At 61.5% G+C, this 13,829-nt stretch carries 13 protein-coding genes; 6 read left to right on the top strand and 7 right to left on the bottom strand.

Features of this window, described 5'->3' with window-relative positions; all coding sequences use genetic code 11:
- The first annotated feature begins 80 nt into the window (after window positions 1-80).
- Both parC and CN673_RS10710 read left to right on the top strand, forming a co-directional pair.
- Window positions 81-2,330, top strand: a complete 2,250-nt coding sequence (gene parC / locus CN673_RS10715) for a DNA topoisomerase IV subunit A (RefSeq protein WP_099866268.1) — start codon at window positions 81-83, stop codon at window positions 2,328-2,330.
- A gap of 84 nt (window positions 2,331-2,414) precedes the next feature.
- The gene (locus CN673_RS10710) at window positions 2,415-2,771 is read left to right on the top strand and encodes an MliC family protein (protein WP_099866267.1); all 357 of its coding nucleotides are present in this window, start codon (window positions 2,415-2,417) and stop codon (window positions 2,769-2,771) included.
- Window positions 2,772-2,780: 9 nt separating this feature from the next.
- On the opposite strand, the gene CN673_RS10705 is transcribed toward CN673_RS10710, so the two are convergent.
- From CN673_RS10705 to hemB, 5 genes are all read right to left on the bottom strand, one after another.
- Window positions 2,781-3,683 (bottom strand): DMT family transporter, encoded by a 903-nt coding sequence (locus CN673_RS10705; RefSeq protein ID WP_099866455.1) that lies wholly within the window; start codon window positions 3,681-3,683, stop codon window positions 2,781-2,783.
- A gap of 98 nt (window positions 3,684-3,781) precedes the next feature.
- Complete coding sequence (locus tag CN673_RS10700; protein WP_099866266.1) at window positions 3,782-4,531, bottom strand: arginyltransferase; 750 nt, start codon at window positions 4,529-4,531, stop codon at window positions 3,782-3,784.
- 24 nt (window positions 4,532-4,555) lie between these two features.
- On the bottom strand, window positions 4,556-6,397 hold the full coding sequence (locus CN673_RS10695) for an SLC13 family permease (RefSeq protein WP_099866265.1): 1,842 nt from the start codon (window positions 6,395-6,397) through the stop codon (window positions 4,556-4,558).
- Between the two features lie 128 nt (window positions 6,398-6,525).
- A complete protein-coding gene (locus tag CN673_RS10690; protein WP_099866264.1) occupies window positions 6,526-6,999 on the bottom strand; it encodes an RDD family protein in 474 nt (157 codons plus the stop codon).
- A gap of 70 nt (window positions 7,000-7,069) precedes the next feature.
- On the bottom strand, window positions 7,070-8,104 hold the full coding sequence (gene hemB, locus CN673_RS10685; RefSeq protein ID WP_099866454.1) for a porphobilinogen synthase: 1,035 nt from the start codon (window positions 8,102-8,104) through the stop codon (window positions 7,070-7,072).
- A 185-nt stretch (window positions 8,105-8,289) separates the two neighbouring features.
- Between hemB and CN673_RS10680 the strand changes: the two genes are divergently transcribed.
- From CN673_RS10680 to CN673_RS10670, 3 genes are all read left to right on the top strand, one after another.
- Window positions 8,290-8,727 (top strand): DUF6163 family protein, encoded by a 438-nt coding sequence (locus CN673_RS10680; RefSeq protein WP_245409857.1) that lies wholly within the window; start codon window positions 8,290-8,292, stop codon window positions 8,725-8,727.
- Window positions 8,728-8,858: 131 nt separating this feature from the next.
- Window positions 8,859-9,371 (top strand): transcriptional regulator LdtR, encoded by a 513-nt coding sequence (ldtR, locus tag CN673_RS10675; protein ID WP_099866263.1) that lies wholly within the window; start codon window positions 8,859-8,861, stop codon window positions 9,369-9,371.
- Between the two features lie 362 nt (window positions 9,372-9,733).
- Window positions 9,734-11,008: a L,D-transpeptidase family protein gene (locus tag CN673_RS10670; RefSeq protein ID WP_099866262.1), complete on the top strand. Its 1,275-nt coding sequence runs from the start codon at window positions 9,734-9,736 to the stop codon at window positions 11,006-11,008.
- A gap of 56 nt (window positions 11,009-11,064) precedes the next feature.
- Here the strand turns inward: CN673_RS10670 and CN673_RS10665 are convergent, their stop codons facing one another.
- Entirely contained in the window at window positions 11,065-11,739 is a 675-nt protein-coding gene (locus CN673_RS10665) for a glutathione S-transferase family protein (RefSeq protein ID WP_099866261.1), read from the bottom strand.
- 92 nt (window positions 11,740-11,831) lie between these two features.
- A complete protein-coding gene (locus CN673_RS10660; RefSeq protein ID WP_245409856.1) occupies window positions 11,832-12,800 on the bottom strand; it encodes a phytanoyl-CoA dioxygenase family protein in 969 nt (322 codons plus the stop codon).
- Between the two features lie 134 nt (window positions 12,801-12,934).
- On the opposite strand from CN673_RS10660, the gene CN673_RS10655 reads away from it, so the two are divergent.
- On the top strand, window positions 12,935-13,822 hold the full coding sequence (locus CN673_RS10655) for a helix-turn-helix domain-containing protein (protein ID WP_099866259.1): 888 nt from the start codon (window positions 12,935-12,937) through the stop codon (window positions 13,820-13,822).
- Window positions 13,823-13,829: the final 7 nt, after the last annotated feature.

The raw sequence follows: 13,829 nt of genomic DNA, 5'->3' as shown, positions 1-13,829 counted from the left end.
GGTGTGGACAAGGGTGATGAGTGGCCTGCATTTTCCGGCTTGACCTTGTCGCGACTCGCGCGAGCCGCTAAGCCCTTGCCATGGGAAAAAGCCTTGTTCCGCCGGGTTCCGGCCCCAACGACGCCGAGCCGATCGATCTGAAAAAGGCGCTGGAGGAGCGCTATCTCGCCTACGCGCTTTCGACGATCATGCATCGGGCGCTGCCCGATGTGCGCGACGGTCTGAAGCCTGTCCACCGGCGCATCATCTACGCCATGAGCGAGATGGGTCTTCGTTCGGGCGGCTCGTTCCGCAAATGCGCGAAGATCGTCGGGGAAGTGATGGGCAACTTCCATCCTCACGGCGACCAGTCGATCTACGATGCCCTGGTCAGATTGGCGCAGGATTTTGCCGTCCGCTATCCGCTCGTCAACGGCCAGGGCAATTTCGGCAACATCGACGGCGATAACCCGGCGGCGATGCGTTACACCGAATCGAAGATGACGGCCGCCGCCGAACTCATTCTGGAAGGCATAGACGAGGATGCGGTGGATTTCCGCACGACCTATGACGAGGAGAACAGCGAACCCGTCGTCCTTCCCGGCGCATTTCCGAATCTGCTCGCCAACGGCGCCACAGGCATCGCCGTTGGCATGGCGACCTCGATCCCGCCGCACAACGCGGCCGAGCTGTGCGACGCGGCGCTGCATCTCATCGAGAACCCCCATGCCGGCGTCGAGGAACTGGTCGAGTTCGTGCCCGGTCCAGACCTTCCGACGGGCGGCCTTATCATTGAAAGCCGGAATTCGATCATCGAATCCTACCGCACCGGGCGCGGCGGCTTCCGGGTGCGTGCGAAGTGGGAGACGGAGGACACAGGCCGCGGCGGCTACCAGATCGTCGTCACCGAGATCCCCTACATGGTCCAGAAGTCGCGGCTGGTCGAAAAGATCGCCGAGCTGCTTCTGGCACGCAAGCTGCCGCTCCTCGACGATGTGCGCGATGAATCGGCCGAAGACATCCGCCTGATACTGGTACCCAAGTCGCGCTCGGTCGATCCGATGCTGCTGATGGAATCGCTGTTCCGGCTGACCGAACTGGAAAGCCGCATCCCGCTGAATCTCAACGTGCTGAGCCGCGGCCGTGTGCCGAAGGTCATGTCGCTGCCGGAAGTACTGCGCGAATGGCTCGAGCACCGCAAGGAAGTGCTGCAGCGCCGCTCTCGTCATCGCCTCGCGGCCATCGAGCGGCGGTTGGAAATCCTGGGCGGCCTGCTGATCGCCTACCTCAATCTTGATGAGGTCATCCGCATCATCCGGGAGGAGGACGAACCGAAGCAGGAGCTGATGCGCCGGTTCGAACTGACGGATCTGCAGGCCGAGTCCGTCCTCAACATGCGTCTGCGCCAGTTGCGCAAGCTCGAAGAAATCGAGATCCGCAAGGAATTCGACGATCTGGCGGAAGAGAAGGCCAAGATCGAAGGCCTGTTGGCGTCGGACCGCAAGCAGTGGCAGGCCGTGGCCTGGCAAATCCGCGACGTCAAGAAGACCTTCGGCAAGGAAACACAGATCGGCCGGCGCCGCAGCCAGTTCGCGGATGCACCGGAAACCGATATGGAGGCAATCCAGCAGGCGATGATCGAGAAGGAGCCGATCACCGTCGTCCTGTCGGAAAAGGGCTGGATCAGGGCGTTGAAGGGTCACATCAGCGACCTTGGCGCATTGGCCTTCAAGGATGGCGACAAGCTCAAACTGTCATTTTTTGCCCAGACCACCGACAAGCTTCTGCTGGTGACGACCGGCGGCAAGGCCTTCACCCTTGGCGCCGACAAGCTGCCAGGCGGGCGCGGTCATGGCGAGCCCGTCCGCATCATGGTGGAAATGGAGACCGACCAGGACATCGTCACGGCGTTCGTCCACGATCCGCAGAAAAGGGTGTTCCTGGTGTCGAAGGCCGGCAACGGCTTTGTCATCGGCGAACGCGACATGGTCGCCAACACACGCAAGGGCAAGCAGGTGATGAACGTTCGCACTCCGGACGAGACATGCCTGGTCGTTCCGGTCTCAGGCGATCATGTCGCCGTCATCGGCGAAAACCGCAAGCTGCTCGTATTTCCCCTTGTACAGGTACCGGAGATGTCGCGCGGCAAGGGGGTTCGCCTCCAGCGCTACAAGGATGGCGGGGTCGGCGACGTCAAATGCTTCACGATGGCCGATGGATTGTCGTGGAGTGACTCGGCGGGGCGCTCGTTTACGCGGGGCGAAGCCGAACTGCTGGAATGGATGGGCGATCGAGCCCAGGCGGGACGCATCGCGCCCAAGGGCTTTCCGCGAAGCGGACGGTTCGGTTAGGCGGCGTAGCATGCTGCCGCATTTCTGCCGGCTCGACCCGACAGGCTGCGACATGATCAGGATGGAAGCGAGGGGGATCGGCCGATGTTTCGATTTTTGACGGGTCTGTTGGCGGCAACGGCCATCTTCATCGGCGCTCACGCCGCCGCCGCCTCTCAGGACGCGTCTCCCGGATATGCAAGCGCGGTCTACGGCTACACCTGCGCCGACGGGACGGCGATCGACGTCGCCTATATCAACATGAAGGACGGCCTGGCGCTGGCCGTGGTGAAGGTGGACGACGAACTTCTGGTCATGGAGAACGTCGTCAGCGGCTCTGGAGCGCGCTACGCAACCACGTCCGGCGACGAGCGCTATGTGTGGTGGTCGCACCAGAACGAGGGCTTCCTGCAGATGGGCCCCGATGGCGAAGAGGAAATGGTGCACACCGCCTGCCAGTGACCGGGGCCTTCACATCGGTCGGCGCGGCACCTTGGCCCGGATGGGCCGCCAGCCACCCCCAAGCTGCCAGATCGAGTGGGCGACAAGCGCCGTGATCATGATGAGCCCGCCGATCAGCGTTGCAGAGGTCGGCGCCTCCAGGAAGATGATCCAGACCCAGATGGGTGCCATGACCGTTTCGAGCAGGAAGAACATCGCGACTTCCGGTGCGGAGATGTATTTCGGTCCGGTCGCCAGGCACCAGAATGCGACGGGCATGATGACGAGGCCGTTGAAGACGATCCAACCGGGGTGATCGATCGAAAAGCCGGATTGCGAAACGATTGCGAGCGCAACGAGTGCGGGCAGGACATTGGCGACGAGCGGGGCAAATCCCATGTCGCGCTTGACGGCGCGGCTGATCGTGATGGCCCCCGACATGATCAGCGACGAGCAAAGCGCCGCAAGGTCACCGAACGTGTTGCCAAGCCCGATGCCATCCCAAACGATGATCGTCACGCCGACGATCATCGCCGCCATGGCTGCAAAGGTAGCCGGGGCAGGGCGTTCCCCCAGGAAAAGCCATGACAGGATGGCCGCGAACATCGTGTTGAAGGCGAGGATGAAGACGACGTTGGCCGTCGAGGTGTTGAAGACCGCCGTGATGAAGGTGATCGCGGAAACGCCGTAGAGCAGGGCGACGGCCCAGCTTGCCCGTCCCGGCATCATCACCAGCCGGCGCCCCGTCACGAGCCTGTAGGAAGCCCAGGCCACGAGCGCCATCAGCGCCATACCGCCGCTTCTTATCAGGAGAACGGACCACACATCGCCGTCGCCGAGACGCAGGACCGGTATGTCGATCGTGAGGACGAGGCCGCCGATCGCGGTGATCAGCAGGCCCTTGCGGTGATCGGCGCGGGCAGAAGGGGGGATATCGACCAAGAAGAAGACCGTTCGGATGGTGTGGGGATACCGCTCCTTATGGCTGCGATGGAACCGCCGTGCAACCATGGCACCGCGCCAGTCGGGCCTCAGGGCTGATACCGCTCCCAACCGCGCGCGCAAAGGTGTTCTTGCGGCTGGAATTTGGTCTTGTAGTCCATCTTTCGGGATCCGCTGACCCAGTAGCCCAGATAGACGTGTGGCTGCCCGAGGCGGCGCGTGCGCTCGATATGGTCAAGGATCATGTAGGTGCCGAGCGAACGGTCCTCGTAATCGGGGTCGAAAAAGGAGTAGACCATGGACATGCCGTCGCCCATCACATCCGAGAGAGCGACGGCGATCAGCGGGCCGACCGATTTGCCGGTGAAAGCGCTGTCGGGGTCCGGCAGCCGATACTCGATGATTTTCGTCTCGACATGGGAGTCCTCGACCATCATCGCATAATCGAGCACGGTCATGTCCGACATGCCACCCTTGCGGTGGCGCGCATCGAGATACGTGCGAAACAGCGAATACTGCTCGCTGGACGGCTCGGCCGTATATTCGTTCACCACCAGGTCGACGTTGCGATTGATGATTCGCCGCATCGACCGGGTCGGCCGGAACTCTTGTGCCAGGATACGCACCGAAACGCAGGCTCTGCATGTTTCGCAGGCCGGACGATAGGCGATGTTCTGCGAGCGGCGGAATCCACCCTGTGTGAGCAGATCGTTGAGATCGCCGGCCTTTTCACCGACCAGGTGCGTGAAGACCTTGCGCTCGAACTCGCCCTCCAGATATGGGCAGGGCGAGGGCGCGGTGAGGAAGAACTGCGGCGACTGAACAGGCTGGTGGGTCATGTCGAACGGAAACTGCGGACTGCCTCAAAGATCGTAATACCATGGCGCAAGCAGCGAAAACGTCAACCAAATGATGAGCACGAGTGGCCCGCCCGCCTTGAGAAAGTCGCTGAAGCGGTAGTGGCCCGGCCCCATCACGAGGAGGTTCGTCTGGTAGCCGATGGGTGTGGCGAACGATGCGTTGGCGGCAAAAATGACTGCAACGACGAAAGCGTGCGACGGCACCCCGACCCGTTCGGCGATGCCGATCATGATCGGCGTGAAGAGAACCGCGGTCGCGTTGTTGGACAGGATGTTCGTCATGATGGCGATGACGAGGAACATCGCTGAAAGAACGACGGCAGGTGCGCTGTCGGCAAAGAGCGTCACCGCGCCTTCGGCGATCAGTGCCGCACCCCCGGTCGCCTCCATAGCGGTCGCCATGGCGATCGAGGACCCGACGAGCAGGAAGATCTGGCGGTCGAATGCGCGCGAGGCCTGATGCAGCGTCAGACAGCCGGCCGCCAGCATCAACGCCGCACCGATCACCGAGGCGGCGACGATCGGCATCGCCTCGAATGCCGACAGAAGCACGATCCATATGAAGATCCACACGGCGAAAATGGCCTTGCGCGTCTGCGGAACCGGCTCGGCGGAGTGCTCGAGCAGCAGGATGTCGTGATTTCCGCGCAGGTTGGAGATCTCACGAGACGTGCCGCCAAGCAAAAGCGTGTCGCCGGGTTCGAGCCGGATGGCGGCAAGGCCGCTTCGTGCCATGCGGCTCTTGCGCTGTACGCCGAGCACAGCAACGCCGAGCGCCGCGCGGATGCCCGACATCTGGATGGTCCGTCCGGCGAATCGGGAGCCAGGCGCGATCACCGCTTCGGCCAGGTGGTAGTCTGGTCCGGGACGTTGGCCCGGCCGGCTGTCTGGATCGGCGTCGGCAATATCGGCCTCTGTGACGATGCCGATCATGTCCTTGCTGCCGGTTGCCAGCGCTTGCGAGAACGCCTTGCGCGTGCCGGTCACCACGAGCCTGTCGCCCTCCTCAAGTGCGATCGCATCGTATGGCGGCAGGAAGGGCACGTCGCGCCGGATCAGGAGCCGCAGCGTCATTTCACTCAGCGCAGGAAACATCCCGCCCTTGGCTTCCATGCCGATATAGGGATGGTCCGCGCTCAGCGTTATCTCGCCGATGAACTGCGTGCCGCTCGGCTGGGTTTCCCGCACGATCGGGGAGTGCCGTTCCTTCAACAGCCGCGGCATGATGAAGAGCACGTAGGTGCCGCCGACCACGGCCAGCATCGCGCCCATGGCGGTGATATCGAAGAAGCCGATCGGGATGCCGTATTCACGCGCGACGCCTGCCGCAATCAGGTTGGTCGACGAGCCCATCAGGGTCGTCATGCCACCAAGGATGGTGATGAAGGAGAGCGGCATGAAGACCTTGTAGCCTTGATGCGCGCGTTGCGCGGCGATCACGGTGAGGATCGGAATGAAGATGACCACCACGGGTGTATTGTTCAGGAAGGCGCTGAGGACACCGGCCGAAACCAGCACGATGATCATCGCCCGTTCGCTGCTCGCCCCGCCCAGCCTGCCGAGATAGCGCGCTGGCGCCTCCATGGCATCGGTGGCGAACAGACCTTGGCCGACGATCAGAAGTGCAAGAACGGTGATCAACGCCGGGTTGGCAAACCCCACCAGCAGTCTGTCGGCCGACAGAACCGTCCCGTCCGGTGCTGAATAGGGGAAGAGGCCGAACAGCACCAGCAAGGCTGCCAGGCTGGCAATCGCCACGGCTTCGAGCGGCAGGCGTTCGAGCGCATAGCCGATGATGGAGAGGGCGACCACGGCATAGGTCGCCCAGAGATGAATGTCGCCCATGGCTCGGCAGCCCCGTATCCGTTCGGCGCCACATTATGCCGTCACCCTGCCGCGACATAGCACCGGGGTGTCAAATGTGGCGCGCCATCGCGGAATAGTTTTCCGAGCCGACGCCTTCTGCCGCGTTCTTAAACCTGAGAGCGCAGGACCACGGTGCCAAGGAGCATGTCGTGGACGAGTCGCTTGCGGTCCAGAAACAGGCTGGCAAGCAGGATGAGTGGCGTGAGGAACACGTTGAGTGCCCAGAAGACGACAGCGTGTAAACCCGCCAGCATGGAGTCGACCGGCTGCCCATCGGTGCGGGCGATCATGATGCCCATGATCTGCATGCCCGGCGTCGCCTGTTTCGGTCCGCCCATCGTAAAGCCGACATAGGGGAGAGCGACGAGCGCGAACAGGATCCCGTAAAGCGCAAAGCCAAGGCCAAGCGTCAAAAGACCGACGAAGAAGATGATCACCGCGACGGGAATGCAAAGCAGGAGGACGATCGCATAGTCGATGACGAATGCGAGCATGCGCCGGGTGCGTACCCCTTCGTAAGATCGCCGGTCATCCAGAGCAGGAAGCGGCGCTGCTTCTTCGCCGATTGTTTGCGTCGACATGGTCCAATCCCTCGATAATCGTCACCGACGATGTGGGAATACATTAGCAGCTTTGCAATCCCGTCCGGTCTTACGTTCGGGCAAGCCGTTCGGCGACCTCAGGCGCGAAATAGGTCAAAATGCCGTCACAGCCCGCCCTCTTGAAGGCCAGGAGGCTCTCCATCATCACCATCTCGCCATCGATCCAGCCATTGGCTGCCGCGGCGCGGATCATCGCGTATTCGCCGGAGACCTGATAGGCGTATGTCGGCATCGCGAAGGTGTCCTTGAGCCGCTGGACAATGTCGAGATAGGGCAGGCCGGGCTTGACCATCAGCATGTCCGCCCCTTCCTCGACATCGAGTGCCGCCTCCCGTACCGCTTCGTCGGAATTGGCCGGATCGATGTAGTAGGTCCGCTTGTCACCCTTGAGCAGCCCACCGGTACCGATAGCTTCGCGATAGGGACCATAGAAGGCTGAGGCGAACTTCGTCGCATAGGACATGATGCCAACGTCATGGTGTCCGGCGCTGTCGAGAGCGCGACGGATCGCGCCGATGCGTCCATCCATCATATCCGAGGGCGCGATTATGTCGGCGCCCGCATCGGCCTGGACGACCGCGGCCGCCGAAATCTGAGCGACGGTCTCGTCATTGAGGATCCTGCCATCCTTCAGGATGCCGTCATGGCCGTGGCTGGTGAACGGATCGAGCGCGACATCGGTGATGATGCCGATCTCCGGCACCGCTTTCTTGATCGTACGCGTCGCCTCATTGATCAGATTGTCAGCGGCAAGACTGTTCGATCCGATATCGTCGCGCAGGTCGAGCGCGATATTGGGGAAGGTGGCAAGGGCGGGTATCCCGAGATCTGCAGCCCGCCGCGCCTCCTTCACTGCCTGATCGACGGTCAGCCTCTCCACGCCGGGCATCGCCTCGATGCGCTCGCGCCGATTGTGACCGGGAATGAGGAAAATCGGCCAGATCAGGTCGTCGACAGTCAGGCGGTTTTCCTGAACCATCCGGCGTGTCCAGTCGGCCTTGCGGTTGCGCCGCAGACGACGATGCCCCGTGATTTCGTCCACCGACGCCGCGCTGGACGAATTTGCCTGCACATACCTGTTCATCGTCGTCTCCATGCTGGCTGCGTTTCAACCATTCGCGGCGGCTTTATCACCTTCCGCCTCGCCGTTCCAACCTTCACGGAAAATGCCGCCGCTGACGCGTCGATATGCCGGCGCACGGAAAGCCTTGAAGTCGGCGCCGACCTTGTGGCACACGAGCCCTCTCCAATCAGTGCGGGGAAAGCCCAGTGATCACGTTCGAAGCCGAGCGCCGTCCCAAAGAGACACTGGCGTTCCGGTTGTTTCTTTATTTTCAGCGGCTGGTCGCGCTCGGCTGTCTCGTTGCGGGACTGCGCTATTGGGCGCTCCTGAGCGGTATTCAGAACGAAATGTGGCGGTTCGACCTGATGGAGGCACACTGGCAGGTCGCTTCGACCGCGCTGGCGGTTCTGCTGCCGGTTGCTGCGGTCGGGCTGTGGATGCCGGTCTCGTGGGGCCCGGTGATCTGGTTTGTCGCGGCTATCGGCGAAACGGTGATGTATCTGGGGTTTCCAGACCGCTTCGGTGACCATCCGCTGGTCCCCGCAATCCATGCCGCCGTTGCGCTGATCTATGCGACGTTCCGGGTCATTCTCTATGTCGAGAAGCGACGGGCGCGGCGAGCAGTAAGGGTTGATTCACTCTGATCGTCGGTGGGTGATCAGTAAGGCGCTGTTAATGCTAGCTTTTAAGTCCAATTTTATCGGTCCTCGGTAGTGTCACGTTCAAGGCGGCAGAACAAAAGCCGTCACAACGACAACAGTGAGGCACGGGTATCATGGCACAGACGAAGCTGAAGCAGGCAGAAAGCTCCAACGATCCGCGTTCCGACGCGCTGCGCGGTCTCTACATGGAGTCGCTCCAACTGGTCGAAAGGCTGCATCGCCGACTGCTCGACGTCATCAAGGACGAATTCGACCGCAAGGGACGCAGCGACATCAACGCCGTCCAGGCCCTGCTTCTCTTCAACATCGGCAACGCGGAACTGACGGCCGGCGAACTTCGCTCGCGCGGCTACTATCTGGGCTCTAACGTTTCCTACAATCTCAAGAAGCTCGTCGACCTCGGCTTCATCAATCATCAGCGCTCACGGGTTGACCGCCGCTCGGTCCGCGTCAGCTTGACGGAGAAGGGGCAGGATATCGCCACCGTTGTTTCAGCGCTCTATGACCGTCATATCGGATCGATCGAGCAGGTCGGCGGCATCGGCACCGAAGAATTCGAGCGCATGAACAAGCTGATGCAGCGACTGGACCGTTTCTGGAACGACCAGATACTCTATCGCCTCTGATCTCCCATCGACATTCGGCTCGGCCCGGCCGCTCGGCGGCCGGGCCGCCGCAGTTTTATCTGTTGCAATTGTGCGACGCTCCGCGACCGCTCCCTTGCAGCCGTGCCCGCGCACCATTGCCAACATGAATTAGCCATATTGCGATGACATCGCTCGCCTCAGGCGACCCAGGTCCTTCCGGGCCTTGCAACGGTTTGAGCAAACACCGTTCGGTTCGCCAACGCCGTGCACCTCGCGAAAAAGTGAGTTGCGGACTGGGTCGGGGCCGTCCTGGACGTCTCGTTTCGTTAACCATAGCGATGGTAGCATCTCAGGCTCGGGCAGCCGCCCCATCGCAACCGAATCTTGATGGTACAATAGGCATGTCGAAGCAAAGCGAAATTGAGCGCCTCTCACGCAGGGCATTTCTTTCAAGCGCGGCGGCGGTTGGGGCAACCGCCATTGCCGGAGCAGCGCACGGCCAGACGGTGTTGGATACGATCCTGAGTTCCCCGAGGCGGGGCCATTGGGACGACCAGTTCGACGCGCGCGGCACGCGGGCCGTCGAGCAGGTGAGTACCCGTGTTCCGACCTTGAGCGCGCAGACGCTGCAATATGCCCAGGGCGCGCTGGTCGACTATCAGCAGATTGTCCAGAATGGCGGATGGAACACCGTTCCGGCGGTCAACAAGCTGCAACTAGGCGTCGACCATCCCGACGTCACCGCCTTGCGTCGCCGCCTGATGGTTTCCGGCGACCTGCCGCTTGATGCCGGAATGTCGAGCGCTTTCGACACCTATGTCGACGGCGCGGTGAAGCGTTTCCAGGCGCGCCACGGGCTGCCGCCGGACGGCGTGATGGGCGAATTGTCCTACGCGGCCTTGAACGTGCCTGCCGATATTCGTCTCGGGCAGCTTGAAACCAACGTCGTACGCCTGCAGTCGATGGCTGGCGATCTCGGCCAGCGTCATGTGACGGTCAACATTCCCGCTGCCCACATCGAGGCTGTCCAGGACGGACGTGTCGCCTCTCGGCACACTGCCGTGGTTGGCAAGATCGATCGGCAGACACCGATCCTCAATTCCGAAATTCACGAAGTCATTCTGAACCCGACATGGACGGCGCCGCGCTCGATCATCGAGAAGGACATCATGCCGCTCATGCGCAAGGATCCGAACTACCTGACGGACAACAACATTCGGTTGTTCGACGGCCAGGGCAACGAGGTCCCGCCAAGTTCGGTGGATTGGAATGCTGCCGAGGCGCCCGATCTCATGTTCCGTCAGGATCCCGGCAAGATCAACGCGATGGCGTCGACCAAGATCAACTTCCACAACGCGCACGCCGTCTATATGCACGACACGCCGCAGCAGAACCTCTTCTTCAACGAGGTGCGCTTCGATTCGTCAGGCTGCGTGCGTGTGCAGAACGTGCGCGATCTGTCGCTCTGGATCCTGCAGAACAATCCCGATTGGGATCGCCAGCGTATGGAGCAGGTCATCGCCTCGCGCGAGATCACGCCGATCGCGGTCAACAACCCGGTGCCGGTCTATTTTACCTACGTCACTGCCTGGGCAACATCAGACCGCGTCGTTCAGTTCCGCGACGATATCTATCAGCGCGACGGTGCGCCCGAACTGGCGATGCAGGAAGGCTGAGCCTTTTCAATGCCATTGGGAATTCGAAACGGCCGCCTTCGTGCGGTCGTTTCGCTTTACAGGTCGAGCGCGCGGCTCATGTGCTCGCGAAATGGGAACATCGCGAAATAGGGCTCTGCCTCCTTGAGGACCCTTGCGAAGGATGGGCGTTCCATCAACCGCTTCAGATAGGTCCGGCATCGCGGCAATTCAGCCGGGATGGGGCTCACGATATGCCCGTAGAAGAGCGCTGGCCCGGCGGAGCATTCGGCCATGGAGAAGGGGCCGGCAATCCAGCCACTCTGCGGGATTTGGCTCTCCAGATATGTGTAGGCGGTTGCCAACTGCGTGTGCGCCTGTTCCACGCCGAAAGGATCATGCTTGCCTTCAGGCCGTAGCCGGTCGAAGACGATCGTCTGCATCGGCGTTTCGACGTAGTTGTCAAAGATGCGATCGAAATAGCGCGCGTGTCGCGCCGCTTTCTGATCAGTCGGAATGAGGGGCGCCGGACCGGCATGATGGGCATGCAAATATTCGATGATCAAGGTGGATTCCAGCACCGTCTCGCCGCGCTCGGTATCGACCAGAGCAGGCATCTTCATCATCGGTGAAATGCGGGAGAAGGCGGCGGCCTGATCCATGTCGGCAAGGTCCACGATCACCCTTTCGAAGGGGTGATCGTTTTCATGGAGCGCGATCAGCACTTTCTGGCAGTAGGAGGCGAGCGGGTGATGGTGAAGCTGTAACGTCATGGCGGCGTCCTCCGGTTTTCAACCATTCATAGCGCGCACCGAAAGTGCCTTCAGCCGGCACGATCCGGTCGCGCCGGCCCATTGCCTCGGTCTTACCAGCGATCCAGTCCAAGCAGTTTACGCCCAAGCGGCGTCAAGGTAGCGACGGGGTTTGACTTTTCCTTCCCGCGCGGGTCGCCGGGAAAAGGATCGCCATGCGGCGCCTCACGCTCGCGCCAGAGCCGGATGCGTTCGTCTCTGATCTTGGCATTGTCGGGATCGCCGGGAAACATGGAGATATACTGAGCCATTCGCACCTTGTTCTCCGATCGGTTCGGTCTGACGCCGTGCGGCAACAGGCTGTTGAAGATGAGGAGGTCGCCCGGCTCCATGTCGATGTTGACGATGTCGTAGCCCGTTATATCCGGCTTGAACGGATTGCGGTCGGCGGGCTGGCGCTCGCACCATGCTTCGAGCTCTGCAAAAAGATCCGGTACGCATTGGAAGCCGCCGGTCTCCCTGTTCTGGGGTGCAAGAGACAGAACGCCCTGAACGCCGATCGGGAAGGGGCGGGCAGAGCTGTCGACGTCGAAATGGATGAAGCCGTTCTCCTGGGCAGCGGCGCGGGCCGCCTTGTTCGGCGGATTGAGATTGGCGCGGTCGATCGCGACCCAGAGATTTTCCCGGTCCCAGATGTCGACGAAGGCGTTGTAGACCCTCTCGCTCTGGCGGTTCTCCCAGAGCGTCTGGTGATTATAGACCTCCACCATGCCCGCATTGTTCAGCTCTTTCATCTTGTAGTCGCGCAGCTGAGGTCGATACCAGGTGTTTGGATCATTCCGGTCCATCTCCTGGAAATCCCAAAGCATGTCTATGACTGCATCGCATTGGGAACGTGGAACGGCACTCTTGATGATGACGTATCCGCGGGTGATCCAATGGTGCCAGTCGCTTTCGCTGAGCACTCTCAAGGGGAGGCGCTTTTCAATGTCCTTCAATTGGGTCGTCACGCCCATCGCTGTGGGATGATCGCCGTGTCCATCCTGGTCCACCGGCGCTGTCATGTGGGCTGCAGTCTGCATCGTCTCTCTCCCGAAATGCGGTTGTGATGAAAGAGCCTAGATCGGGACGGCGGGGCGATGTTGTCTGATGATTGCCAATAGTGATACGATACTGGTGTCCGTTTCCTTGCTGTTTGCCTGCGATTGGTGGCCGATTGAAACCGTTTCTCGAAAAGATCAGGCAGTCCGATGGGGCGTCTTGGGCATTTCTCGACAGGCGCCTCGATGACGGTATCCCCTTCGAGTGGCATCATCATCCCGAGTTTGAATTGACTTTGACGCTGAACAGTCGCGGGCACCGCTATGTCGGCGACCATATCGGATCCTATGCGAACGAGGATCTGGTGCTGCTCGGGCCGGGTCTTGCCCATAGTTGGGCGTCCAGCGGGACGCTGGATGCCACCGGCCCGCACCGCGCCATTGTCGTGCAGTTCACCAAGGAGTGGGCCGCGTCGCTGATCGAACTCTTCGTCGAGTTCAACGCATTGAATGCATTGCTTGCCGAAGCCGGGCGGGCTGTGCGTTTCTCCAAGAAGACGGCGGCTGAAGTCCGCCCCGACCTTGAAGCCTTGCCGGAACTGCCGGCAGATCAGCGGCTGGTCCGCTTGCTCGCCGTCCTGGCCCAGTTGACGCGGGATGTGCATCGTACACCGCTTGCCAGCCCGCGCCATCAGATGCCGCCTGCGTCGAGCATCGGCGAGCCGCGTATCGAAAGGGTGCTGCAGCATCTCCATACCCGTCACACCGAGCCGATCGCTGTCGGCGATCTCGCCGCGCTCGCCTGTATGAGTGAATCTGCGCTTCATCGCATGTTTCGCCGCCACACGCGCCTGACACCGCTCGAATATCTGACACAGCTTCGTATCGGTCACGCCTGCTCGCTGCTCATTGGCACGGAACGACCGATCCGCGTGATCGCCGGGGATGTCGGCTTTGCCAATCTCGCTTTGTTCAACCGGATCTTCAAATCGCGTCGAGCGATGACGCCGCGCGACTTCCGCAAAAGCTACCGCCTCGGCCATACTGGACCAAGAGCGGCCTGATCCCGCG

Source organism: Neopararhizobium haloflavum (assembly GCF_002750855.1).
In the GTDB taxonomy this organism is placed as follows: Bacteria; Pseudomonadota; Alphaproteobacteria; order Rhizobiales; family Rhizobiaceae; genus Georhizobium; species Georhizobium haloflavum.
Note: the sequence above shows the minus strand (reverse complement) of the source record. Positions and strands in the feature narration are given on the sequence as shown.